Source organism: Streptomyces sp. AN091965 (assembly GCF_022698285.1).
Classification (GTDB): Bacteria; Actinomycetota; Actinomycetes; order Streptomycetales; family Streptomycetaceae; genus Streptomyces.
In genome coordinates this window covers 3,836,677-3,861,020 of record NZ_JALDMY010000001.1, presented here as the reverse complement: position 1 = coordinate 3,861,020, position 24,344 = coordinate 3,836,677, and the positions used below count along the sequence as shown (strand labels likewise).

The following is a 24,344-nucleotide window of genomic DNA, read 5'->3' as shown; positions in this document are numbered from 1 at the left end:
CGCATGCGTCCCTCCCACATCGCCCTGGCCGTGCTCGTCACCGCCATCTGGGGCGTCAACTTTGTCGTGATCGAGATCGGCCTCGACCACTTCCCGCCGCTGCTCTTCTCGGCCCTGCGCTTCCTGGTCGCGGCGCTGCCCGCCGTGTTCCTCGTCGGCCGCCCCAAGGTCGCGTGGAAGTGGCTGATCGGCGTGGGCCTGGCCCTGGGCGTGGCGAAGTTCGGCCTGCTGTTCATCGGCATGGACGCGGGCATGCCCGCGGGCCTGTCCTCGCTGGTCCTCCAGGTCCAGTCGGTGTTCACCGCGCTCATCGCCTTCGCGGTGCTCGGCGAGGTGCCCTCGCGCATACGCGTGGCGGGCATGGCCGTGGCGCTCGCGGGCATCGGCGTGGCGGCGGTCGACGAGGGCGCGTCGGGCCCGCTGACCGCCTTCGGCCTGACGATCGCGGCCGCCGCCTGCTGGGGCGTGTCCAACGTCCTCACCCGCAAGGCGGCACCTCCCGACGCCCTGAACTTCATGGTGTGGGTGAGCACGGTCCCGATCCTGCCGCTGCTCGCCCTCTCGCTGCTGTTCGAGGGCCCGTCCCGCGACCTGGACGCGCTGCGCTCGCTCGACTGGCAGGGGGCGGGGGTCGTCGTCTGGGTGGCCTGGGTCGCGACGGTCTTCGGCTTCGGAGCCTGGGGGTGGCTGCTGCGCCGCCACCCCGCGTCGACAGTGGCGCCCTTCACGCTCCTGGTCCCGGTGTTCGGCATGTCGTCGTCGGCGCTGTTCCTCGACGAGTCGGTGAGCGGACTCCAGTGGTGCGCGGCGGCCCTCCTGGTCGGCGGGGTGGCGCTGACCTCCTTCGCCCGTACGCCGAAGCCTCCGGCGTACGCTGCGCCCATGCCTCCCGCAGCCACGAAGGAAACCGCGACACCGGTATGACCGCCGAGCGAGCCCTGCGCCCCGTCGACCTGGCCCGGCTCGCGGGCGTGTCCACCCAACTGGTCCGCGACTACGCGGACGCGGGCGTCCTGCCGCCCGTGGAGCGGACCGCGTCCGGCTACCGCCGCTTCCACCCGGTGCACGCCCGGGCGCTCCTGACGTACCGCGCGCTGGCGAGGGGCTTCGGTCCGGAGACGGCGCGGGAGATCATGCGCGCGGTGCACGCGGACGACGTGCCCGGGGCGCTGGCCCTGGTGGACGCCGCGCACGCGGAACTGCACGCCCGGCGCGAGGCGTTGCGGGCGACGGCCGAGGCGCTCCAGGCGGTCGCGGGCGAGGCCTCGGCGGACGAGCCCGGGCTCCGCCGCCCCCGCGTCCCGCTCACCGTGTCGGAGGCGGCGGCCCGGGTGGGCGTGCGCCCCTCGGCGCTGCGGGTGTGGGAGTCGGCGGGCCTGCTCGCACCCGCCCGGGAGCGCGGCACCCACTACCGCCGCTACGGCGCGGCGGACCTCCGCGACGCCCGCATGATCAGCCTGCTCCGCCAGGCGGGCCACCCCCTGGCCCAGATCCGCCCGGTCCTTGAGGACCTGCGCGAGACGGGCGGCAGCGAGGCCCTGCGCGCGGCCCTGGACCGCAGGACGCGGGACCTCACCCGCACGTCCAGGGCGACCTTGGAGGGAACGAGCCGCTTGCACGCGTACGTGACGGAAGCGGAGACGGAGCACTGAGCGCTACGGAGCACTGAGCGCTACGGGGCACTGAGAACTACGGGACACTGAGCGTGACGGGGCACTGAGTGCTGCGGACGGAGCACTGAGCGCTGCGTACGGAACACTAACCGCTAGGGAGCACTGAGAACTACGGGGCGCTCGCGTCACTCACGAGCCGGGCGAGCAACTCCCGCCCCCCGCTCAGCAATTCATCAAGCGGAGGGGCATCCTCGTACCACCGCTTCTCGTACTCCCAGCACAGCCAGCCGTCCCAGCCCCGCCGACCGAGGAGCTGGACGCACTCGGCGACCGGGAGCGCCCCGGCCCCGAGGGCGAGGGGGGTGGTGTCATCGGCGCTCGCGATGTCCTTCACCTGGACGTAGCCGAGATAGGGCCCGAGCGCGGCGAAGGTCTCGGTGACGTCCTCGCCGCCCAGCCAGGTGTGCATGAGGTCCCACAGGGCACCGGCGTGCAGATGCCCGACGGCGCCGAGGACGCGGGCGGCGTCGGCGCCGGTGCGGTGCGAGTCGTGGGTCTCCATCAGCACCCGCACCCCGGCGTCGGCGGCGAACTCGGCGGCGACCCCGAGCCGCCGGGCGGCGACGGCGTCGGCGTCGGTGCCCTCCCCGCCCCCGGGAAAGACGCGGACGAACGGAGCTCCCAGGTCCCGGGCGAGCCCGACCAGCCCCCGTACCTCGTCGAGGACGGCCTCGTCGGGTTCGTCCGAGGCGAGCCGCGCGTACCCGGCGACCCCCAGCACGGAAACCCCGGCGTCCTTGAAGGCGGCGGCGACATCGGCCCGTTCGGCGGCGCCGAGCCCCGGGTGGACGGGTTCCTCGGGATGTGCGCGCAGCTCGACGCCGTGGTAGCCGTGCGTGGTGGCGAGGCGGAGCACGTCCGCGACGGGCAGGCCGGGCACGCCGAGCGTGGAGAAGGCGAGTTTCATGGCCGGGACCCTATCCAGAACGCCCCGCGTCATTCGTCCCCGAGCGGAAGCCGCCAGTCCTGCCCCACGAGGCCGACGCCGATGGGCCGATGGGCCTTCTTCTCGACCAGGACGAACCCTCCCAAGCCTGAGCCACTTGAGGCTTACCACAGCGATTCTCCGCTCCAGAGCGCAAAACCCTCAAGAGCAACTTCAATGAAACGATGGAAGCCATGAGATTCCACCTGGAAGTCGAATGCGACGAGACGGCGGCGCACCACGAACTGCCCCGGATCCTGCGCTACTGGGCGGGCAACCTCCACCACTGCGAGCTGACCCCCGGCGCGACACAGAAGATCTACGACTCCGAGTACAACGAAGTGGGCAGCTGGACGATCAGCCACTGAGCACGGTCAGTCGCCGACGAAACGGAAGGGGACACGGCGGTATGTCCGCCCGGAGCACAGCAACGGCACTGCCCCGGGCAGGAACCCACCCCGCGCACATGACGGCGAGGACGGACATACCGCCGGGGCCCCGCCCCTCCTGGACGGCAGGCGCAAAACGCGGTGGGAAAGAGGGCAGCGAACCGGCACCGGGCGCAAGGCGCGGCGGGAAAGAGGGCAGCGAACCGGCACCGGGCGCAAGGCGCGGCGGGAAAGAGGGCAGCGAACCGGCACCGGGCGCAAGGCGCGGCGGGAAAGAGGAAGACGAACCGGCACCGGGCGCAAGGCGCGGCGGGAAAGAGGAAGACGAACCGGCACCACAACGAACCGGCACCACAACGCAGCGGCCCCCAGAGCTAACCAGCCCCGCCAGGGACCCCCGTGGACCCCCGCACCATCAACTCCCCGTGCACCGTGGCGATCCCCCCGGGCGGCTCCTCCTCCCGCCCCATGGCGATCCGCCCGGCCCGAGCCCCGGCCTCGTACAGCGGCAACCGCACGGTGGTGAGCGCGGGCACCGCGTCCACGCTGAACGGCAGGTCGTCGAACCCGGCCACGGACACGTCCCCGGGAATCGAGAGCCCCCGGTCCCGCAGGGCGGCACACGCCCCCAGGGCGACGGTGTCGTTCGCGGCGACGACGGCGGTCAAGCCGGGCTCGCGCCGCAGGAGTTCGACGGTGGCGTCGTATCCGGAGCGCCGGTCGTAGGGCCCGTGCAAGGTCAGCCGGGGATCGTCGGGAAGGCCGGCCGCCGAGAGGGCCTCCTGGTGCCCTTCGAGCCGGTGGCGCGTGGTGGTCCGCTCCACGGGCCCCGCGATGTACCCCACGAGCCGGTGCCCGAGCCCCAGGACGTGCTCGGTGAGGCGCCGCCCGCCACCCCGGTTGTCGAACGTGAGGGCGACGGAGTCCGGAGCCCCCTCGGCCGGAGGCCGCCCGCACAGCACCACCCGGGACCCCGCGTCCCCGAGCCGCCGCAGCTTGGCCCCGATGGCCGCCGCGTGCTCGGGATCCTCGCTGGTCCCCCCGGTGAGCACGACGGCGGCGGCCCGCTGCCGCTGGAGGAGCGTCAGATAGGTCAGCTCGCGCTCGGGGGAGCCGCCCGTGTTGCAGACGACGGCCATGCGCTCGCCCCCGGCGCGCCCGCCGGGCCCGCCTATCTCGGACTGGACGGCGCTCGCGATGATGCCGAAGAAGGGGTCGGCTATGTCGTTGACGAGGATGCCGACGAGGTCGGAGGTCGCGGCGGCGAGCGAACTCGCGGGCCCGTTGAGGACGTAGTCGAGCTCGTCCACGGCGCGCAGGACGCGCTCGCGGGTGGCGGCGGCGACGGGGTAGTTGCCGTTCAGTACGCGGGAGACGGTGGCGGGGGACACCTGGGCGCGGGCCGCCACGTCCGCCAGGGTCACGGTCATCTAGTGGTCCTCCGGTCCTCCGGTCTTGTACGAACGTTGTCCGCAGGCTAGCTTCTCCCCCGTAGAAAGCGCTTGCTACGCCTCGAAGGGCAGGTGGATCGACGCGAACCTGCCCCAAGAGCCACCCCGGGCCCCAGGGAGGAACTCACGTGACAGGCAGGACGGTCCGTATCGCCATGAACGGCGTGACCGGACGGATGGGTCACCACCAGCACCTGGTCCGCTCCTTGCTCGCGCTGCGCGAGGAGGGCGGCCTCGACCTGGGCGACGGCACCCGGCTGTGGCCGGAGCCGGTCCTGGTGGGCCGCAGGGAGGGCGCGCTGCGCGAGCTCGCGGACCGCTACGGCCTGACGAACTGGTCGACGGACCTGGCGGAGGTCCTGGCGGACCCGGCCGTCGAGGTCTACTTCGACGCGCAGGTGACGGCGGCGCGGGAGGCGGCGCTGCGGCAGGCGATCGCGGCGGGCAAGCACGTCTACACGGAGAAGCCGACCGCGACCACCCTGGACGGGGCCCTGGACCTGGCCCGGCGGGCGCACGCGGCGGGGGTGAAGCACGGGGTGGTCCAGGACAAGCTGTTCCTGCCGGGCCTGCGGAAGCTCAAGCGCCTCCTGGACGGCGGGTTCTTCGGCCGGGTCCTGTCGGTGCGGGGGGAGTTCGGCTACTGGGTGTTCGAGGGCGACTGGCAGGCGGCGCAGCGCCCGTCGTGGAACTACCGGGCGGAGGACGGCGGGGGCATCGTCGTGGACATGTTCCCGCACTGGGAGTACGTGCTGCACGAGCTGTTCGGCCGGGTCCGGAGCGTCCAGGCGGTGACGGCGACGCACGTGCCGCAGCGCTGGGACGAGCGGGGGAAGCCGTACGACGCGACGGCGGACGACGCGGCGTACGGGATCTTCGAGCTGGAGGGCGGAGTGATCGCACAGATCAACTCGTCCTGGGCGGTGCGGGTGCACCGGGACGAGCTGGTCGAGTTCCAGGTCGACGGCACCGAGGGCTCGGCGGTGGCGGGCCTGCGCGGCTGCCGCGTCCAGCACCGAGCGGCGACGCCGAAGCCGGTGTGGAACCCGGACCTGCCGTCGCGGCACGCCTTCCGCGAGCAGTGGCAGGAGGTGCCGGACAACGGGGAGTTCGAGAACGGCTTCAAGGCGCAGTGGGAGCTGTTCCTCAGGCACGTGTACGCGGACGCGCCGTACCACTGGGACCTGCTGGCGGGGGCCCGGGGGGTGCAGCTGGCGGAGCTGGGCCTGAGGTCGGCGGCGGAGGGCCACAGGATCGACGTACCGGAGATCGCACTGTGAGGGAAAGCGGAGCGAAGGCCGACAACGCGGCAGGCCACGACGCGGCAGGCCACGACGCGCCAGCCCACGACGCGCCAGCAGCCGACAGAACACCTCAGCCCGAACAAGAACGAAGCGCCCCCGCGCAAGCCGGACCCCGCACGGTCTTCGCCGCGGCCCACATCGTCGCGGACCCACACGCGGACGTCCCCCCGGAAGGCCCCGCCGCCGTCGACTGGGACGCCACCCTGGCCTTCCGCCGTCACCTGTGGGCGCACGGCCTGGGCGTGGCCGAGGCGATGGACACCGCGCAGCGCGGCATGGGCCTGGACTGGCCGGGCGCGGCGGAGCTGATCCGGCGCTCGGCGGCGGAGGCGAAGGCGGTGGGCGGCCGCGTGGCGTGCGGGGCGGGCACCGACCAGCTCACCGGGGCCGCGGCCACCCCGGCCGAGGTGCGCGACGCGTACGAGGAGCAACTGGCCCTGGTCGAAGAGGCGGGAGCGCAGGCGATCCTCATGGCGTCCAGGGCCCTGGCGGCGACGGCGAGGGGCCCCGACGACTACCTCTCCCTGTACGGCGGGCTGCTGGACCAGGTCACGGAGCCGGTGATCCTGCACTGGCTGGGCCCGATGTTCGACCCGGCCTTGGAGGGCTACTGGGGGACGCGAGACCTGGACGCGGCAACGGAGACGTTCCTCCAGGTCATCTCCGCCCACCCGGAGAAGGTGGACGGTGTGAAGATCTCGCTCCTGGACGCGGACAGGGAGAAGGCGCTGCGCCGCCGCCTGCCGCCGGGCGTCCGCTGCTACACGGGTGACGACTTCCACTACCCGGAGCTGATCGCGGGCGACGAGCACGGCTTCAGCGACGCGCTCCTCGGGGTCTTCGACCCACTGGCGCCCCTGGTGGCGAAGGCGATGCGCGCGCTCGACGCGGAGGGCCCCGCAGGGTTCCGCGCGATCCTCGACCCCACGGTGGCGCTGGCCCGCCACCTCTTCGAGCCCCCCACGCGCTACTACAAGACGGGTGTGGTGTTCCTCGCCTGGCTGGCGGGCCACCAGGAGCACTTCACCATGGTCGGCGGACTCCAGTCGGCGCGCTCGCTGCCCCATCTCCTGACGGCGTACGAACGGGCCGCGGGGCTGGGCCTGTTCCCCGACCCGGGCCTGGCGGAACACCGCATGGGCCTGCTGCGAGAGGTCCACGGGGTGGGGCGATGACGGGCACGGCGGCGGCACCCACGGAGTTCAGCGTCAACCAGATGACGGTCAAGCAGCTCCCCCTGCCCGAACTGGTCGCGGCCTGCGTGGACTTCGGCATCAGGGGCGTCGGCCTGTGGAGGGAGCCGGTCCGGGCGTACGGGGTGGAGGCGGCGGCGAAGCTGGTGCGGGACGCGGGCCTGACGGTCACCACGCTGTGCCGGGGCGGCTTCCTCACCGCGGCGGAACCGGTGGAGCGGGCCCGGGCCCTGGCCGACAACCGCGCGGCCGTGGACGAGGCGGCGGCGCTGGGCACCGACACGCTGGTCCTGGTCCCCGGCGGCCTCCCGCCCGGCGACCGCGACCTGCTCGCGGCCCGCGCCCGCGTGGCCGCGGCGTTGGTGGAACTCGCCCCCTACGCGGCGGCCAGAGGGGTCCGCCTGGCCGTCGAGCCGCTGCACCCCATGTACGCGGCGGACCGCAGCGTCGTGTCCACACTGGCGCAGGCGCTGGCCCTGGTGGAGCCGTTCCCGGCCGAGCGGGTGGGCGTGTGTGTGGACACGTACCACCTGTGGTGGGACGACACCGTGCCCGACCTGGTCGTCCGGGCGGGTGCGGCGGGCCGTCTGCACGCGTTCCAGCTGGCCGACTGGACGACGCCGCTGCCGCACGGCGCGCTCACCGGCCGGGGCCCGCTCGGCGACGGGGCGGTCGACTTCGCCCACTGGCGCCGCCTGATGTCAGGGGCGGGCTACGCGGGGCCGGTCGAGGTGGAGCTGTTCAACGAGGAGCTGTGGGCGCGGGACGGCCGCGAGGTCCTCGCGGAGACCGTCAGGAGGTACGCGGAGGTGTGCGGCCCGCGCGCTTGCTGAGCACGGCGAGGATCACCGGGATCAGCAGTTCGATCACCCGGGTGACCGTGGCCACGGGCAGGCCCGTCTTCTTCGAGACCGCCGTCGCCACGGGCTTGGCGACCTTGGCCAGGAAGCCTGCCGTCATGCCGCCGCCGAGCAGCCCGCCGAGGCCGCCGCCCAGCGTGGCGACGCCTTGGAGCGGTGGTTCTTCCGCGGGGGCGGGCGCCTGTGCGGCCGCCTCCTCCTGAAGGGGCGCGGACAGGGTGGAGGCCGTGGTGCCCACGACGCTCCGCGCCCCCTCCGCGTCCGTGCCGAGCAGGGTGGCGATCTCCTGGAGCTTGTCGTCGCCCAGCTCGTTCATCACGTCGTCTTCGAATGAGGTGTCGCTCATGTACGGAAAGCTACGTCCGGGCGGGTTTGTCGGCACCCTGAAATCTTCCGGAGTAACTTTCCGAAGCCGTGCAACCGTTCCCGGGTGTCACGGGTCGTAGTGGGTGTCATGCGCTCTGGAGGGGGGATCTGGGGGGATCCGGAAGGGCGCTGACAAGGGAGGGGAAACCGAAGGGGCCCGGTCGACGGACCGGGCCCCTTCGAAAACGCCGGATGCGGAACGCCGGGCCCCACACCACACCTCAGAAAAAGACCCCGCAGGTCAGCAGCACATTCGCATAAGGCCGAGCCTCCCCGGTGCGCACGACGAGCCGCGCGCCCGCCGACCGCTCCTTCACCTCGTCGTGCGGGACGAGATCCAGCGCGGCTCCCGGGAAGCGCTCCGCCAGGAGCCCGGCCGCCGCCGGATTCGCCGCCCGCACCTCGACGGCCGCCACCGCGCCCTCCACCACGAGCTCCGCGAGCAGCCCGTCGAGGACCTGCGCGAACGACGGCACCCCGGCCGTGAACGCCAGATCCACCACCCGGGGCCCCACCGGAACGGGCATGCCCGCGTCGCACACGAGCACGCGGTCCCCGTGGCCGAGCTCCGCGAGCGCGCCCGCGAGATGGCGGTTGAGTATGCCCGCCCGCTTCACCGCGCCGCGCCCGCCCCGCCGAGCTCCGCCACCTCGGCGGCCGTCGGGTACGAGGCCTGCGCCCCCGCCCGCGTCACCGCGAGGGCCCCGACCCGCACCGCGTACCGCGCCGCCGCCACCAGGTCCTCGCCCACGCCGAGCCGCCACGCGAGAGCCGCCGTGAACGCGTCCCCGGCACCCGTGGTGTCCACCGCGTCGACCTTCACCGACGGCACCCGCTCGCAACCCTCGGCCGTGGCCACGAGCGCGCCCTCGGCGCCCAGCGTCACCACCACCGAGCGCGGGCCGAGCGCGAGCAGCCGCCCCGCCCACTCCTCCGGGGAGTCCGGCACCCGCGCACCGGCGCCCTCAAGGATCACCCGCGCCTCGTGCTCGTTCACGATCAGCGGATCGCAGGCCTCAAGGACCTCCGACGGCAGCGGGGCGGGCGGCGAGGGATTCAGCACGAGCCGGGCCCCGGGCGCCAGGCCCCGGGCCGCCTCCGCGACCGTCTCCAGCGGGATCTCCAACTGGAGCGAGACCACCCGCGCCGCCGCGAACAGACCCCGCGCCGCCCGTACGTCGGCGGGTGTGAGCCGCGCGTTCGCGCCCGGCGCCACCACGATGCTGTTGTCACCCGACGGGTCCACCGTGATCAGCGCGACCCCGGTCGGCGCGCCGCCCACGAGGACGCCCGCCGTGTCGACGCCCGCCGACTCCTGGGCGTCCAGGAGCAGCCGCCCGTGCGCGTCGTCGCCGACCCGCGCGAGCAGCGCCGTGCGCGCCCCGAGCCGGGCCGCCGCCACCGCCTGGTTGGCGCCCTTGCCGCCCGGGTGGACGGCCAGGTCGGAGCCGAGGACCGTCTCGCCCGCGCCCGGCCGCCGCGCCACGGCCGTCACCAGGTCGGCGTTGGCCGACCCCACGACCAACAGGTCGTACTCATCCATTCCCGTACTGCCTTTCGCGCTGTTCACGCCGCCTGAAGTGGCCGCCCTGCCACCGTACGGTCACTGGAAGGCCTTCACGTTCTCCGCCGTGACGACCTTCACCGGCACCTTCACCAAGGACGGCACCTTCTTGTCGTCGGCCACGGCCACCGCGTTGCGCACCGCGATCCGGCCCAGCTCCTTGGGCTGCTGCGCCACCGACGCGTACAGCGTGCCGTCCGCGACGGCCGTCAGACCGTCCGGCGTGCCGTCGAAGCCGACCACCGACACCGACTTGCCCGCCTTGCCGCCGAGCGCCTTCACCGCGCCGAGCGCCATCTCGTCGTTCTCGGCGAACACGCCGTCGACGCCCCCGTGCGACTGGAGCAGGTTCGTCATCACGTCCAGGCCCTTGGTGCGGTCGAAGTCCGCGGGCTGCTTGGCCACCACCTTGATGCCGGGGAAGGCCTTGATGCCCTCGGCGAAGCCCTGGCCCCGCTCACGGCTCGCGGACGTGCCCGCCGTGCCCTGGAGGACCACCACCTCGCCCTTGCCGCCGAGCTTGTCGGCGAGGGCCTTCGCGGCCTGCCTGCCGCCCGCCACGTTGTCGGAGGCGACGAGCGTGGCGACGTCCGCCTTGTTCACGCCCCGGTCCGCGGCCACCACCGGGATCCCGGCCTTGTTCGCGGCGCGCGCCGCCGGGCCCACCGCGTCGGAGTCGACCGGGTTGACGATGACGGCCTTCATGTTGCCGCTGGTGAAGTTCTGCAACTGGTTGGCCTGCTGGGAGGCGTCGTTCTGCGCGTCCGTGACCGTCAGGTCCACGCCCGCCTTCGCCGCCTCGGCCTGCGCGCCCTCCTTCATCTGGACGAAGAAGGGGTTGTTCAGGGTCGACAGGGACAGGCCGACCTTCGTGGACGTACCCGAAGAGCCGTGGTTCCACAGGGACACCGCCGCGATGACGGCCGCCGCGAGAACCGCCGCCAGCGTGTACTTCACCGCCTGCGGGCCCTTGCGCCCGGCCCCCGAGGACGTACTGCCCACCGGCGTGCCCGCCGTCGCCGACGTCCGCCGGCGCAGCGAGTCCAGGAGCACGGCGAGCGCGATCACGACGCCGATGACGACCTGCTGCCAGAACGCCGACACCGAAAGGAGGTTGAGGCCGTTGCGGAGCACCGCGAGGATGAGGGCGCCGATCAGCGTTCCCGACGCCTTGCCGACGCCGCCCGCGAGGCTCGCCCCGCCGATGACGACCGCGGCGATCGCATCCAGCTCGTAGCCCTGCGCGGCCTGCGGCTGCGCGGACACCAGGCGGGAGGCGAGCACGATGCCCGCGACGGCCGCGAACAGACCGGAGAGCGCGTAGATCGCGATCTTCTGCCGCTTGACCCGCAGGCCCGAGAGGCGGGCCGCCTCCTCGTTGCCGCCGATCGCGTACATGGAGCGGCCCAGATACGTACGCGCCAGGATCAGCGCGGTGATCAGGCCCATCGCGACCATCACGAGCACCGGCACCGGCAGCCAGCCGCCGAGCGTGTCGCCGACCTTGGACACGGACTCCGGGAACGCGATCGGGCTGCCCTGCGAGATCACCAGGGACAGGCCGCGGCCGATCGACAGCATCGCGAGCGTCGCGATGAACGGCGGCAGCTTCCCGTACGAGACGAGCAGGCCGTTGACGACACCGCAGGCCAGGCCCGTGGCGACCGCCAGGATCAGGGCGATCCAGACCGGCACGCCCTCCTTCGTCGCCGACCAGGCGAGGACGGTCGCCGAGAGCGCCGCCACCGAGCCGACCGACAGGTCGATGCCCGCCGCGACGATGACGAACGTGACGCCGAACGCGAGGATCGCCGTCACGGCCGCCTGCACGCCGACGTTGAGCAGGTTCTGCGTGGTGAGGAAGTCGCCGGAGAGCAGCGACATCGCCACCACCAGAACCACCAGGGCGCTCAGCGCGCCGTTGTCGAGCAGCACGCGGCGCAGGTCGAGGCCGCTGCCCGCGCCGGCTGCGCCGGGCTTGTCCGGACGCAGGTCAGTGGTCGCCACGGGAGGCTCCCTTCTCGTCGTTGTCGTCCCCCGCGGGGGCGCTGTCGTGCCGCTCGGCGGCGGCCCGGTCAAGGGCGGTGGCGGTGCTGACGGCCAGGGCCATCACGGCGTCCTGCGTCGCTTCCCCGGCAGCCAGTTCGCCCGCCAGGCGGCCCTGGGCCATCACCAGGACCCGGTCGCTCATGCCGAGCACCTCCGGCAGGTCGCTGGAGATCATCAGGACGGCGTGCCCGGCCGCCGTGAGCTCGTTGATCAGCTGGTAGATCTCGACCTTCGCGCCGACGTCGATGCCGCGCGTCGGCTCGTCGAGGATCAGCACCCGCGCCTTGGCGAGCAGCCACTTGCCGATGACGACCTTCTGCTGGTTGCCGCCGGACAGGGTGCGCACGTGCTGGTGCAGGCCCGCCATGCGCACGCCGAGCTGCTCGGCGATCCGCTCGGCCGCCGCGCGCTGCCCGGCGCGGTCCACGAGCCCGGCCCTGGTCGCCGAACGCAGCGTCACCAGGCCCAGGTTGTCCGCCACCGAGGCGTCGAGGACGAGGCCCTGGCCCTTGCGGTCCTCGGGCACCAGGCCGATGCCCGCGGTCATCGCCGCGTACACGTCGTGCCGGGGGACCGGGCGGCCCGCGACCTCCACCGAGCCCTCGTCGTACGGATCGGCGCCGAAGACGGCCCGCGCGACCTCGGTGCGGCCCGCGCCGACCAGGCCCGCGACGCCCACGACCTCGCCCGCGCGCACCTCGAAGTCCACGCCGTGGAAGACGCCGCCGCGGGTCAGACCGCGCACCCGCAGCAACGGCGCGCCCTCCTCGGCGACCTCGGGGCGCTCCCTGGGGTACTGCTGCTCGATGGAGCGGCCCACCATCAGGCGCACCAGCTCGTCCTCGGGGGTGCTCGCGGGCACCTGGCCGACGCTGCGGCCGTCGCGGATGACGCTCACGCGGTCCCCGAGCGCGGCGATCTCCTCCAGGTGGTGCGTGATGAAGACGACGCCGACGCCGTCCGCGCGCAGCGCCCGTACGAGGGAGAAGAGCGTGTCGACCTCTCCGGAGGTGAGCACGGCGGTCGGCTCGTCCATGATGAGCACGCGCGCGTTCAGGCTGAGCGCCTTGGCGATCTCCACCATCTGCAGCCGGGCGATGCCGAGTTCGCGGCAGCGGGCGCGCGGGGACACGTCGACGCCCACGCGCGCGAGGAGCCCGGCCGCGTCGGCCTCCATCTTCTTGCGGTCGATCAGGCCGTAGCGGCGGGGCTGGCGGCCCAGGAAGATGTTCTCGGCCACCGTCAGATCGGGGACGAGGTTGAACTCCTGGTAGATGGTGGCGATCCCGAGCCGCTCGGCGTCCTGCGCGCCGTGCACGCGGACCTCATCGCCGCCCACCAGGATGCGCCCGGCGTCGGGCTGGTGGGCGCCGGACAGCATCTTGATCAGCGTGCTCTTGCCCGCGCCGTTCTCGCCGAGCAGCACGTGCACCTCGCCCGCGCGCAGGTCGAAGTCGACGCCGTCGAGCGCCACGACGCCGGGGAAGGCCTTGCGGATGCCCTCGACGCGCAGCAGCTCACCGTCGTGGCTCACGGGGTGCTCCTTCCAGCAGGGGATTCCTCGGTGGGGGCTTCGGGGGCGGCGGGCTCGCCGCACGAGCGCCGGACGACCAGGCGCGCGGGCAGCGTCACGGACCGCGGCACGCGCCCCTCGATGCGGTCGGCGAGCGCCCGTACGGCGGCCCGGCCGAGCTCGCCCGTCGGCTGCGCGATCGCGGTGATCGGCGGGTCGGTGTGCACGAACCACGGGATGTCGTCGAACGCGGCGAGCGCGATGTCGTGCGGCACGCGCAGGCCCCGCGCGCGGACGGCGTCGAGCGCGCCGAGCGCCATCAGGTTGTCCGCGGCGAAGACCACGTCGGGCGGTGTCGGCAGGTCCAGGAACCGCTCGGTGGCGCGCCGCCCGCTCGCCGCCTGGAAGTCGCCCTGGCCGACGTAGGCGGCGGGCAGGTCGAGGCCGTACTCCGCGAGCGCCTCGCGGAAGGCCTCGACGCGCTCGCTGCCGGTGGTCGTGGCGGCGGGGCCCGCGATGATGGCGAGCCTGCGGTGGCCGAGCGCGTACAGATGGGCCACCAGGTCGCGCACCGCGGCGCGCCCGTCCGAGCGGACGACGGGCACGTCCGCGCCCGCGATCCACCGGTCCACGAACACCATCGGGGTGCCCGCGCGCGCGGCGTCCAGGACCAGCGGGGAGCCGCCGTCGGCGGGGGAGACGAGCAGGCCGTCGATGCGGCGGTCCAGGAGGGTGCGGATGTGGTGGTCCTGGACCTCGGGCCGCTCGTCGGCGTTGCCGAAGATGATGCTGTAGCCGAGCGCGCGGGCCTCCTCCTCGACGGAGCGGGCCAGCTCGGTGAAGTACGGGTTCAGGACGTCGCTGATGACGAGCCCGAGCGTGCGCGTCTGGTCGGTGCGAAGGGACCGGGCCAGGGTGTTGGGCCGGTAGCCGAGTGCCGCCACGGCGTCGAGCACGCGGGTGCGGGCGGCCGGGCTGACGGACGCGTGCCCGTTCAGGACCCGGGACACCGTCGCCACGGAGACTCCCGCACGGGCCGCGACGTCTTTGATGCCGACGCTTGCCACTGCCGATGCCACCTCCTCGTGGAATCGATTACACGAGGGAGTGAAAACGATTACACGATGGCTGACAACCCCTTGACAGCTGGCCGAAACCAGATCGTGACCCAGGCCACGCCTGCCCCTCGCGCCCCTGTACGAGGGGATCGCCGGACGCGTTGTCGGTGCCCGGCGGTAGCGTCGGATCATGTCGACTGCTGCCCGGCAGGGTTCGCCCGGTGTCCCCGCACCCCGCACGGCCGTCCTGGAGGGCGTCCTGGAGCGGATCACGTTCGCCAGCGAGGAGACGGGGTACACGGTCGCGCGCGTGGACACCGGCCGCGGCGCCGGGGACCTGCTCACGGTCGTCGGGTCGCTGCTCGGCGCGCAGGTCGGCGAGTCGCTGCGGATGGAGGGCCGCTGGGGCTCCCACCCGCAGTACGGCAAGCAGTTCACCGTGGAGAACTACACGACGGTGCTGCCCGCCACGATCCAGGGCATCCGCCGCTATCTCGGCTCCGGCCTCATCAAGGGCATCGGCCCCGTCATGGCCGACCGGATCACGACCCACTTCGGCGTGGACACCCTGGACGTCATCGAGCACGAGCCCAAGCGGCTCATCGAGGTGCCCGGCCTCGGCCCCAAGCGCACCAAGAAGATCGCCGATGCCTGGGAGGAGCAGAAGGCCATCAAGGAGGTGATGGTCTTCCTCCAGGGCGTCGGCGTCTCCACCTCCATCGCCGTGCGGATCTACAAGAAGTACGGCGACGCCTCCATCTCCGTGGTCAAGAACCAGCCGTACCGCCTGGCCGCCGACGTCTGGGGCATCGGCTTCCTCACCGCCGACCGCATCGCCCAGTCCGTCGGCATCCCGCACGACAGCCCCGACCGCGTCAAGGCCGGCCTCCAGTACGCCCTGTCGCAATCCACCGACCAGGGCAACTGCTTCCTGCCCGAGGAGCGCCTCATCGCCGACGCGGTCAAGCTCCTCCAGGTCGACACGGGCCTGGTCATCGACTGCCTCGCCGAGCTCGCGGGCGAGGAGGAGGGCGTGGTGCGCGAGTCCGTGCCGGGCCCCGACGGCGGCCCCGACGTCACCGCCGTCTATCTGGTGCCCTTCCACCGCGCCGAACTGTCCCTGTCCGCCCAGCTGTTGCGCCTCCTGCGCGCCGACGACGACCGGATGCCCGGCTTCCAGGACGTGGCCTGGGACAAGGCGCTCGGCTGGCTGGCGGGGCGCACCGGCGCCGAGCTCGCCCCCGAGCAGGAGGCGGCCGTCCGGCTCGCGCTGACCCGCAAGGTCGCCGTCCTCACCGGCGGGCCCGGCTGCGGCAAGTCCTTCACCGTGCGCTCCATCGTGGAGCTGGCCCGCGCCAAGAAGGCCAAGGTGCTGCTCGCCGCGCCCACGGGCCGCGCCGCCAAGCGCCTGGCCGAGCTCACCGGCGCCGAGGCCTCCACGGTCCACCGCCTGCTCGAACTGAAGCCGGGCGGCGACGCCGCGTACGACCGGGACCGGCCCCTGGACGCCGACCTGGTGGTCGTGGACGAGGCGTCCATGCTGGACCTGCTCCTGGCCAACAAGCTGGTGAAGGCCGTCCCGCCCGGCGCGCACCTGCTGTTCGTCGGCGACGTCGACCAGCTGCCGAGCGTCGGCGCGGGCGAGGTCCTGCGGGACCTCCTGAGCGACGGCAGCCCGATCCCCGCCGTGCGCCTGACCCGCATCTTCCGGCAGGCGCAGGAGTCGGGCGTGGTCACCAACGCCCACCGGATCAACTCCGGCCAGCCGCCCCTGACCCAGGGCCTCGCGGACTTCTTCCTCTTCGTGGAGGAGGACACGGAGGAGGCCGGGCGTCTCACCGTCGACGTCGCGGCCCGCCGCGTCCCGGCGAAGTTCGGGCTCGACCCGCGCAGGGACGTCCAGGTCCTGGCCCCCATGCACCGCGGCCCCGCGGGCGCCGGCACGCTGAACGGCCTGCTCCAGCAGGCCATCACCCCCGGCCGCCCCGGCCTGGCCGAGAAGCGCTTCGGCGGCCGCGTCTTCCGCGTGGGGGACAAGGTCACCCAGATCAGGAACAACTACGACAAGGGGAGCAACGGCGTCTTCAACGGCACGGTGGGCGTCGTCACCGCCCTGGACCAGGACGAGCAGCACCTGACGGTCCTGACCGACGAGGACGAGGAGATCTCCTACGACTTCGACGAACTCGACGAACTCGCCCACGCGTACGCGGTGACGATCCACCGCTCCCAGGGAAGCGAGTATCCGGCGGTGGTGATCCCGGTCACCGCCGGCGCCTGGATGATGCTTCAGCGGAATCTGCTCTATACGGCCGTGACACGCGCCAAGAAGCTGGTCGTACTCGTCGGTTCGCGCAAGGCTCTGGGGCAGGCCGTACGCACGGTCTCCGCGGGCAGGCGCTGCACGGCCCTGGACCACCGGCTCGCGGGCCGCCACACGGCTTGACGTCAACGCCCCCACGCGGTTGATCGATCATTTGAGTCGTAAAGGTCACACACCACTTTCGGAACGGGGACGAAGGGGGCAGGATGACCAGGTTGGCGGCACTGAGTGCCGCTAGTAGGCCCAATGGTCGACCCCGAGTGCACTCTCCAGGGCCAAATGGGGGATGGTAGAGACAGTCAGGGCACCTCGAAGAAGAGGCACAACGTCGGTGAGGGATGACGTGAGCGAGAACGCTAACAAGGCTGTAGTACTGCGGTACGGCGATGACGAGTACACCTACCCGGTGATCGAGTCCACCGTCGGCGACAAGGGCTTCGACATCGGCAAGCTCCGCGCCCAGACCGGTCTGGTGACCCTGGACAGCGGCTACGGCAACACCGCCGCCTATAAGTCCGCCGTCACCTACCTCGACGGCGAGCAGGGCATCCTGCGCTACCGCGGCTACCCGATCGAGCAGCTGGCCGAGCGCTCCACCTTCCTCGAGGTGGCGTACCTGCTGATCAACGGCGAGCTGCCGAAGGTCGACGAGCTGGCCACGTTCAAGAACGAGATCACCCAGCACACCCTGCTGCACGAGGACGTCAAGCGCTTCTTCGACGGCTTCCCGCGCGACGCCCACCCGATGGCCATGCTGTCCTCCGTGGTCAGCGCTCTGTCCACGTTCTACCAGGACAGCCACAACCCGTTCGACGAGAAGCAGCGTCACCTCTCCACGATCCGGCTGCTCGCCAAGCTGCCGACGATCGCGGCGTACGCGTACAAGAAGTCGATCGGCCACCCCTTCGTCTACCCGCGCAACGACCTCGGGTACGTCGAGAACTTCCTGCGCATGACCTTCTCGGTCCCCGCCCAGGAGTACGAGCTCGACCCGGTCGTCGTCTCGGCCCTCGACAAGCTGCTCATCCTGCACGCGGACCACGAGCAGAACTGTTCGACGTCGACGGTCCGCCTGGTCGGCTCGTCGCAGGCGAACATGTTCGCCTCGATCTCCGCGGGCATCTCCGCGCTGTGGGGCCCGCTGCACGGCGGCGCCAACCAGTCGGTCCTGGAGATGCTGGAGGGCATCCAGGCCAACGGCGGCGACGTCGACTCCTTCATCAACAAGGTGAAGAACAAGGAGGACGGCGTCCGCCTGATGGGCTTCGGCCACCGGGTGTACAAGTCCTTCGACCCGCGCGCCAAGATCATCAAGGCGGCGGCGCACGATGTCCTCTCGGCCCTCGGCAAGTCCGACGAGCTGCTCGACATCGCGCTCAAGCTGGAGGAGCACGCGCTCTCCGACGACTACTTCGTCTCGCGCAACCTCTACCCGAACGTGGACTTCTACACCGGTCTGATCTACCGGGCCATGGGCTTCCCGACCGAGATGTTCACGGTCCTGTTCGCGCTCGGCCGCCTTCCGGGCTGGATCGCGCAGTGGCACGAGATGATCAAGGAGCCCGGGTCGCGCATCGGGCGTCCGCGCCAGATCTACACCGGCGAGGTCATCCGCGACTTCGTCCCGGTGGAGTCCCGGTAGTACCGGCTGCTCCACCCCACCCACAGCCCGCCGCCCTGTCGCGGCGGGCTGTCGCATGTCCCCGCTGTCGCGGCGATTTCTCCCACCCGCCCGCCGTTGTCCGGCCGGGGCCACCCAGCCCGTCCGGCGTTTGAGGACAAGCGCGTCAGCGCGGGCTTTTGAACCGGTTCGAGGCGCCCACGCCAGCGAAAAGCGCCCCGCCGTCGATCCCCCCACGGGTCGACGGTCGGGGCGCTTTCCTTTGCCCCGGTGCGGATTCCCCCCACGGGATCCGGCCGGGAGTCTGAGGTGCTGCCCGAGTCTGGGTGCGGTGCTGCGATCTGCCGGGACGCGTACGGATTCGGGGGGGCCGCTCAAAGCTCCCCGGTGCACGTGCCCCGGCCAACGCTCCCCTGGCTCTCAAGGAGCCGGGGGTACCCCCTTCGGTGACATCCCCCAAGATGTCCCCGAACACCGGAGGGATCCCCCAAGATCCCTCTGGTGTCGCCCTCTTAGACTCACGAGCCCCCTCGATGGTTACGTTCGGAACGTTGTGATCTGCGTCTCTTGCATATGTCCTGTGTGCACACAAGAGGACCCATATGTGGATTCCCCTGCCCACGTGAGGGTCCCGCGAAGACAGTGTGAAGGATCGCGAGTCTATGTGAAAGACCGCAAGCGGAGGCTGTTCGTCACTACGAAGACCGATGAGCAGGCCATGGCCGCTCCGGCGATCATCGGATTGAGCAGCCCGGCGGCGGCGAGCGGCAGCGCGGCGACGTTGTAGCCGAAGGCCCAGAAGAGGTTGGACTTGATGGTGGCGAGGGTCCTGCGGGACAGCCGGATGGCGTCCGCCGCGGCCCTCAAGTCACCGCGTACGAGAGTGAGATCACTCGCCTCGATCGCGGCGTCCGTGCCGGTGCCCATGGCCAGACCCAGGTCCGCCGTGGCGAGTGCGGCGGCGTCGTTCACGCCGTCGCCGACCATGGCGACGACCCGCCCCTCGGCGCGCAGCCGCCGCACCACGTCCGCCTTGTCCTCGGGCAGCACGTTCGCGTACACGGTGTCGATGTCGACGGCCCGTGCGACCGAGTCCGCCACGGCCTGGTGGTCGCCGGTCAACAGGACCGGGGTGAGCCCGAGTTGCCGCAGCTCGCGCACCGCTTCGGCGCTGGTGTCCTTGACGGTGTCGGCGACCGCGAGCAGCCCGCGCGCGACGCCGTCCCAGGCGACGAGCACGACGGTGCGGCCCGCCGCCTCGGCCCGCGCGCGGGCGTCGGCCAGCGCGTCCAGGTCCGTGACCCCGGCCCCGGCGAGCAGCCGCGCGCTGCCGACGAGGACCGCGTGCCCGTCCACGGTGCCGCGCACCCCGGCCCCGGGCACGTTCTCGAACCGCTCGGGCACCGGCAGGTCCGCCACGTCGAGCCCCGACTGCCGTGCGGCGCCCGCCGCCACGGCCCGGGCCACGGGGTGCTCGGAGGCGTGCTCCAGGGCGCCCGCGAGGCGCAGCAGCTCCTTCTCGCCGGTGCCCTCGGCCGCGTACACCTCCTGGAGGGTCATCTTGCCGGTGGTGACGGTGCCGGTCTTGTCGAGGACGATGGTGTCGACGCGGCGGGTGGACTCCAGGACTTCGGGGCCCTTGATGAGGATGCCGAGCTGGGCGCCGCGCCCGGTGCCGACCATCAGGGCCGTGGGCGTGGCGAGCCCGAGGGCGCACGGGCAGGCGATGATCAGTACGGCCACGGCGGCGGTGAACGCCGCGGACGCGCCGACGCCGTTGCCGAGCCAGAAGCCCAGCGTGGCCACCGCGAGGGCGAGGACGACGGGCACGAAGACCGCGGAGATGCGGTCGGCCAGGCGCTGTGCGGCGGCCTTGCCGTTCTGCGCGTCCTCGACGAGCTTGGCCATCCGGGCCAGCTGCGTGTCGGCGCCGACGCGGCTCGCCTCGACGACCAGCCGGCCGCCGCTGTTCACGGTGGCCCCGGTCACCGTGTCCCCGGCGGTGACGTCGACGGGCACGGACTCGCCGGTCAGCATCGACACGTCCACGGCGGACGCCCCCTCGACGACCGTGCCGTCGGTGGCTACCTTCTCGCCGGGCCGCACGAGGAACCGGTCCCCGACCTTCAACTCACTGACTAGAACGTTCTTTTCAATCCCGTCACGAAGGACGGTGACGTCCTTGGCGCCCAACTCCATCAGCGCGCGCAGCGCCGCACCCGCTTTGCGCTTGGAGCGCGCCTCCAGATAGCGGCCGAGCAGGATGAACGTGACGACGCCCGCGGCGACTTCAAGGTAGATCGCCGAGGAACCGGCGGTACGCGTCACCGTCAGGTCGAAGCCGTGCCGCATGCCGGGCTCCCCGGCCGTGCCGAGGAACAGGGCCCACAGCGACCAGCCGAAGGCGGCGAGCGTCCCGAGGGACACGAGCGTGTCCATGGTGGCGGCGCCGTGCCGGGCGTTCAGGAGCGCGGCCCGGTGGAAGGGCAGGCCGCCCCACACCACGACCGGCGCCGCGAGCGTGAGGGACAGCCACTGCCAGTACGTGAACTGGAGCGCCGGGACCATCGCGAGCACGACGACCGGCAGCGCGAGGGCGGCGGAGACCAGCAGCCGCCGCAGCAGCCGGTCGGCCTCCGTGAGGTCGGCGGTGGTGGGGCGCCCGGCGGGGTCCACCGGCGCGTCCGGGCCTTCGGGCCGCGGCGGGACGATCTCGCGCGCCGAGTAGCCGAGCTTCTCGACGGTGGCGAGGAGGTCGGCGACCTCGACCCCCTCGGCGTAGCTGACCTTCGCCTTCTCCGTGGCGAGGTTGACCGACGCGGTCACGCCCTCCATGCGGTTCAGCTTCTTCTCGATGCGTGCCGAGCACGAGGCGCAGGTCATGCCGCCGACGGCGAGTTCGACCTCGGAGGTGTTCATGACGGCTCTTTCGCGGCGTGGGGGGTACGAGGGCGACGGCGCGTGGTGCGCAACGGGCTCAGGGCCCCGCGCCGTGGTGGCGCGGGGCCCGGGGCCGGGGCGGGGGAGGTCAGGCGGTCGCGCCGGTCAGCTCGTAACCGGCCTCGTCGACCGCGGCGCGGACGGCCTCCTCGTCGAGCGGGGCCGCGGAGACCACGGTCACCTTGCCGGTGGCGGCGATCGCCTGGACCGAGCTGACGCCCGCGATCTCGGAGATCTCGCTGTTGACCGCGGACTCGCAGTGGCCGCAGGTCATCCCCTTCACGTCGTACACGGTGGTGACGGCGCCGGGCTGCGAGGTCTGGGCGTTGGCGGTCATGTCGTTCTCCTCAGTGAAACGTGTGTGACGTGCGGTTGTCGGAACGTCGACGGGGCGAGGGGCTCCGGTAGCTCCAGGGAACCTCCCGACGCGCTTCACACTATACCCCTAGGGGGTATTTTCCAAGAGGGGCTGGGGTGACGGGGCAAGACGGGGGTCACTCGCCCTTGCGCGCGCGGTTGCCGGGCCGCGACGCGACCCAGGCGCGGATGGTGTCGGCGTACCAGAACGGCTTGCCGCCCTCCACGTGGTCGGGCTCGGGCAGGAGGCCGTGCTTGCGGTAGGAGCGCACGGTGTCCGGCTGGACGCAGATGTGCGCGGCGATGTCTTTGTACGACCAGAGCCTGCGGTCGGTCATCAGTGGCTCCTCCCTGTGCGCACCCAGGGCGACCGGAGCGGCCGACGGGGGAGCTGGGCGCGGCACTGGTGTCACTCAGCCTGTGCCCCGTGAACGACGGAGAGTGACTGTGGAGGAGTGCTTGTCGACTGGCTGTGACGGGAAACCCGCGTACGTGTCACATGTGTGACGGGAGTGCAGTGTTTGTCACCTACGTGACGCGCTTGACTGGCGCGGGCGCCCGGCGTGTTGGGGGCGCGTTCACCCGTCGAGGGAGTAAAGGGGCGGCCGCCGAGGGGGGCCCGGGCACGGCTGAGGGGAGGCCGCGCGGTCGCGGCCTCCCCTCGGGTGTCAGGAGCGTGCGGGCCTCACGCCCCGCAGGAGCGCAGGAAGGCGCGGGTGCGGCGGGCGATGGGCAGCGGCTTGTCCGGCGCGCACGGGTACATGTCCTGCTCGACGATGGCGAACAGGTCGACGCCCAGCTTCTCGGCCGCGGCGAGGACCGGTTCGAGCGCGGGCACGCCGGCGGGTGGCTCGCACATCACGCCGCGCGCGACGGCGGGCCCGAACGGCATGTCCTGCGCCCGCACTTCGGCCAGGACCGCCGGGTCCACCTGCTTGAGGTGGAGGTATCCGATGCGCTCGCCGTACGTCTCGATGAGCTTGACGCTGTCGCCGCCGCAGTACGCGTAGTGGCCGGTGTCCAGGCACAGCGAGACGAGGGCGGGGTCCGTGGCGTCGAGGAAGCGGGCGACGTTCTCCTCGGTGTCGATGTGGGTGTCCGCGTGCGGGTGGACGACGATGTCCAGGCCGTAGCGCTCGCGCACCTCGTGGCCGAGCCGCTCGGTCTGTGACGCCAGGTGGCGCCACTGCTCCGGCGTCAGCGTCGAGTCCTCAAGCACGTCACCGGTCTTGTCGTCGCGCCAGAAGGACGGGATGACGACGAGGTGCCGCGCGCCCATCGCCTGCGTGAGGCCGGCGATGGCGGACACGTGCTCCCACGTCCTGTCCCACACGTCCGGGCCGTGGTGCAGGCCGGTGAACACGGTGCCCGCCGAGACCTTCAGGCCGCGGCGCCGCGTCTCGTCGGCGAGCAGGGACGGGTCGGTCGGCAGATAGCCGTACGGGCCGAGCTCGATCCACTCGTACCCCGACGCGGCGACCTCGTCGAGGAAGCGGCTCCACGGCACCTGCTGGGGGTCGTCGGGGAACCACACGCCCCAGGAGTCGGGGGCCGAACCGATCCGGATGCGGGACATCCCTGACATGTTCGTCTGCTGCGCCATGGCCGCAAGCCTCGCCGCCCGCCGAGAACAGTGTCAAGCAGTAGTCCGAATGTAAGGACAAAATGTTGACAGGGTTCCTGGGACGGGATTAGACCTGAGGGAAGCCACCATGAAGGGATGTGCAGGGTGACCGATCCGCACCCGGATCCGCGCGCCGACGCCGGCGCCGATCCGTACGACGTCATCACGATGGGCCGGATCGGCGTCGACCTGTACCCCCTCCAGACCGGGGTGCCGTTGTCGCAGGTCACGACGTTCGGGAAGTTCCTCGGCGGCTCGGCGTCGAACGTGGCGGTCGCGGCGGCCCGGCTCGGGCGGCGCGTCGGCGTCGTCACGCGGACGGGACAGGACCCCTTCGGCGCGTACCTGCGCGGCCAGCTGCGCGCGTTCGGCGTCGACGAGCGGTGGGTCACCGAGGTGCCGGACCTGCCGACGCCGGTCACCTTCTGCGAGGTGTTCCCGCCCGACGACTTCCCGCTGTACTTCTACCGCCTGCCCAAGGCCCCCGACCTGGAGATCCGCGCGGACGAGCTCGACCTCGGCGCGATCGCCGCGGCGCGGATCTTCTGGGTCACCGGCACCGGCCTCAGCGAGGAGCCGAGCCGGGCGGCGACCCTGGCCGCGCTCGCCGCCCGCACCGGCGGGACCACCGTCTTCGACCTCGACTGGCGGCCCATGTTCTGGCGCGACCCGGAGGCGGCGCGCCCCCACTACGCCGCCGCGCTGCGGCACGCGACCGTCGCCGTCGGCAACGTGGACGAGGTGGAGATCGCCACCGGCGTGCGCGAGCCGCGCGCCGCCGCCGAGGCCCTGCTCGCGGCGGGGGTCGAGCTGGCCGTGGTCAAACAGGGGCCGAAGGGCGTGCTCGCGATGGACCGGGCGGGGGCGGTGGCGGAGGTGCCGCCGCTGCCGGTGTCGGTGGTGAACGGGCTCGGGGCGGGCGACGCGTTCGGCGGGGCGCTCTGCCACGGGCTGCTCGCCGGGTGGGAGCTCGCTCGGGTGATCCGGTACGCCAACGCGGCGGGGGCGATCGTCGCTTCGCGCCTGGAGTGCTCCTCGGCCATGCCGTACGAGGCCGAGGTCGAGGCCGCCCTTGAAGCGGGGGCCGTGCGGTGAGCCGCTCCGGCACCTCCGGCACCTCCGGCACCTCCGGCA

21 protein-coding genes are annotated in these 24,344 nt (G+C 72.4%); 9 read left to right on the top strand and 12 right to left on the bottom strand.

The annotated features are described in order from the left end of the window. Positions 1–3: 3 nt before the first annotated feature. Positions 4–924, top strand: coding sequence for an EamA family transporter (locus MQV74_RS16080; protein ID WP_242718276.1), 921 nt, complete (start codon positions 4–6; stop codon positions 922–924). Continuing rightward, entirely contained in the window at positions 921–1,652 is a 732-nt protein-coding gene (locus tag MQV74_RS16075; protein WP_242718274.1) for a MerR family transcriptional regulator, read from the top strand. The genes MQV74_RS16080 and MQV74_RS16075 overlap by 4 nt, the downstream gene beginning before the upstream one ends. Before the next feature lie 130 nt (positions 1,653–1,782). On the opposite strand, the gene MQV74_RS16070 is transcribed toward MQV74_RS16075, so the two are convergent. Beyond that, positions 1,783–2,580: a sugar phosphate isomerase/epimerase family protein gene (locus tag MQV74_RS16070; RefSeq protein ID WP_242718272.1), complete on the bottom strand. Its 798-nt coding sequence runs from the start codon at positions 2,578–2,580 to the stop codon at positions 1,783–1,785. Between the two features lie 203 nt (positions 2,581–2,783). Here MQV74_RS16070 and MQV74_RS16065 point away from each other — a divergent pair, with 203 nt between their 5' ends. Beyond that, positions 2,784–2,966 (top strand): hypothetical protein, encoded by a 183-nt coding sequence (locus MQV74_RS16065; protein ID WP_242729399.1) that lies wholly within the window; start codon positions 2,784–2,786, stop codon positions 2,964–2,966. Between the two features lie 395 nt (positions 2,967–3,361). Here MQV74_RS16065 and MQV74_RS16060 read toward each other — a convergent pair whose 3' ends face one another. After that, positions 3,362–4,417, bottom strand: a complete 1,056-nt coding sequence (locus MQV74_RS16060; RefSeq protein WP_242718270.1) for a LacI family DNA-binding transcriptional regulator — start codon at positions 4,415–4,417, stop codon at positions 3,362–3,364. A 149-nt stretch (positions 4,418–4,566) separates the two neighbouring features. On the opposite strand from MQV74_RS16060, the gene MQV74_RS16055 reads away from it, so the two are divergent. The 3 genes from MQV74_RS16055 to MQV74_RS16045 are packed head-to-tail and all read left to right on the top strand — an operon-like array spanning position 4,567 to position 7,768. Next, positions 4,567–5,718: a Gfo/Idh/MocA family protein gene (locus tag MQV74_RS16055; RefSeq protein WP_242718268.1), complete on the top strand. Its 1,152-nt coding sequence runs from the start codon at positions 4,567–4,569 to the stop codon at positions 5,716–5,718. Next, positions 5,715–6,917 carry a dihydrodipicolinate synthase family protein gene (locus tag MQV74_RS16050; protein WP_242718266.1) on the top strand — a complete coding sequence of 401 codons (1,203 nt, stop codon included), beginning with the start codon at positions 5,715–5,717 and terminating at the stop codon, positions 6,915–6,917. Before MQV74_RS16055 ends, MQV74_RS16050 begins: the two co-directional genes overlap by 4 nt. Then, positions 6,914–7,768: a sugar phosphate isomerase/epimerase family protein gene (locus MQV74_RS16045; RefSeq protein WP_242718264.1), complete on the top strand. Its 855-nt coding sequence runs from the start codon at positions 6,914–6,916 to the stop codon at positions 7,766–7,768. The genes MQV74_RS16050 and MQV74_RS16045 overlap by 4 nt, the downstream gene beginning before the upstream one ends. Here MQV74_RS16045 and MQV74_RS16040 read toward each other — a convergent pair. The 6 genes from MQV74_RS16040 to MQV74_RS16015 form a co-directional block, all read right to left on the bottom strand. Further along, the gene (locus tag MQV74_RS16040) at positions 7,728–8,141 is read right to left on the bottom strand and encodes a DUF937 domain-containing protein (RefSeq protein WP_242718262.1); all 414 of its coding nucleotides are present in this window, start codon (positions 8,139–8,141) and stop codon (positions 7,728–7,730) included. The genes MQV74_RS16045 and MQV74_RS16040 overlap by 41 nt on opposite strands. A gap of 241 nt (positions 8,142–8,382) precedes the next feature. Beyond that, positions 8,383–8,778, bottom strand: a complete 396-nt coding sequence (gene rbsD / locus MQV74_RS16035; protein WP_242718259.1) for a D-ribose pyranase — start codon at positions 8,776–8,778, stop codon at positions 8,383–8,385. Then, on the bottom strand, positions 8,775–9,704 hold the full coding sequence (locus MQV74_RS16030; protein WP_242718257.1) for a ribokinase: 930 nt from the start codon (positions 9,702–9,704) through the stop codon (positions 8,775–8,777). Before MQV74_RS16030 ends, rbsD begins: the two co-directional genes overlap by 4 nt. 60 nt (positions 9,705–9,764) lie before the next feature. Further along, on the bottom strand, positions 9,765–11,717 hold the full coding sequence (locus MQV74_RS16025) for an ABC transporter permease/substrate-binding protein (protein ID WP_242728743.1): 1,953 nt from the start codon (positions 11,715–11,717) through the stop codon (positions 9,765–9,767). Between the two features lies 1 nt (position 11,718). Further along, positions 11,719–13,308 (bottom strand): sugar ABC transporter ATP-binding protein, encoded by a 1,590-nt coding sequence (locus tag MQV74_RS16020; protein WP_242718255.1) that lies wholly within the window; start codon positions 13,306–13,308, stop codon positions 11,719–11,721. Beyond that, a complete protein-coding gene (locus tag MQV74_RS16015) occupies positions 13,305–14,354 on the bottom strand; it encodes a LacI family DNA-binding transcriptional regulator (protein WP_242718253.1) in 1,050 nt (349 codons plus the stop codon). Before MQV74_RS16015 ends, MQV74_RS16020 begins: the two co-directional genes overlap by 4 nt. Before the next feature lie 181 nt (positions 14,355–14,535). Here MQV74_RS16015 and recD2 point away from each other — a divergent pair, with 181 nt between their 5' ends. Beyond that, positions 14,536–16,791, top strand: a complete 2,256-nt coding sequence (gene recD2, locus MQV74_RS16010; RefSeq protein WP_242718251.1) for an SF1B family DNA helicase RecD2 — start codon at positions 14,536–14,538, stop codon at positions 16,789–16,791. A 220-nt stretch (positions 16,792–17,011) separates the two neighbouring features. Then, positions 17,012–18,310, top strand: coding sequence for a citrate synthase (locus MQV74_RS16005; RefSeq protein WP_242718249.1), 1,299 nt, complete (start codon positions 17,012–17,014; stop codon positions 18,308–18,310). Positions 18,311–18,949: 639 nt separating this feature from the next. On the opposite strand, the gene MQV74_RS16000 is transcribed toward MQV74_RS16005, so the two are convergent. The 4 genes from MQV74_RS16000 to MQV74_RS15985 form a co-directional block, all read right to left on the bottom strand. After that, complete coding sequence (locus tag MQV74_RS16000) at positions 18,950–21,208, bottom strand: heavy metal translocating P-type ATPase (RefSeq protein ID WP_242718247.1); 2,259 nt, start codon at positions 21,206–21,208, stop codon at positions 18,950–18,952. A 109-nt stretch (positions 21,209–21,317) separates the two neighbouring features. Continuing rightward, complete coding sequence (locus tag MQV74_RS15995) at positions 21,318–21,566, bottom strand: heavy-metal-associated domain-containing protein (protein ID WP_242718245.1); 249 nt, start codon at positions 21,564–21,566, stop codon at positions 21,318–21,320. Between the two features lie 157 nt (positions 21,567–21,723). After that, positions 21,724–21,924, bottom strand: coding sequence for a helix-turn-helix transcriptional regulator (locus MQV74_RS15990; protein ID WP_138959819.1), 201 nt, complete (start codon positions 21,922–21,924; stop codon positions 21,724–21,726). Positions 21,925–22,271: 347 nt separating this feature from the next. Continuing rightward, positions 22,272–23,189, bottom strand: a complete 918-nt coding sequence (locus MQV74_RS15985; protein WP_242718243.1) for a sugar phosphate isomerase/epimerase family protein — start codon at positions 23,187–23,189, stop codon at positions 22,272–22,274. A gap of 117 nt (positions 23,190–23,306) precedes the next feature. Between MQV74_RS15985 and iolC the strand changes: the two genes are divergently transcribed. After that, positions 23,307–24,305, top strand: a complete 999-nt coding sequence (iolC, locus tag MQV74_RS15980) for a 5-dehydro-2-deoxygluconokinase (protein ID WP_242718241.1) — start codon at positions 23,307–23,309, stop codon at positions 24,303–24,305. Positions 24,306–24,344 lie beyond the last annotated feature (39 nt).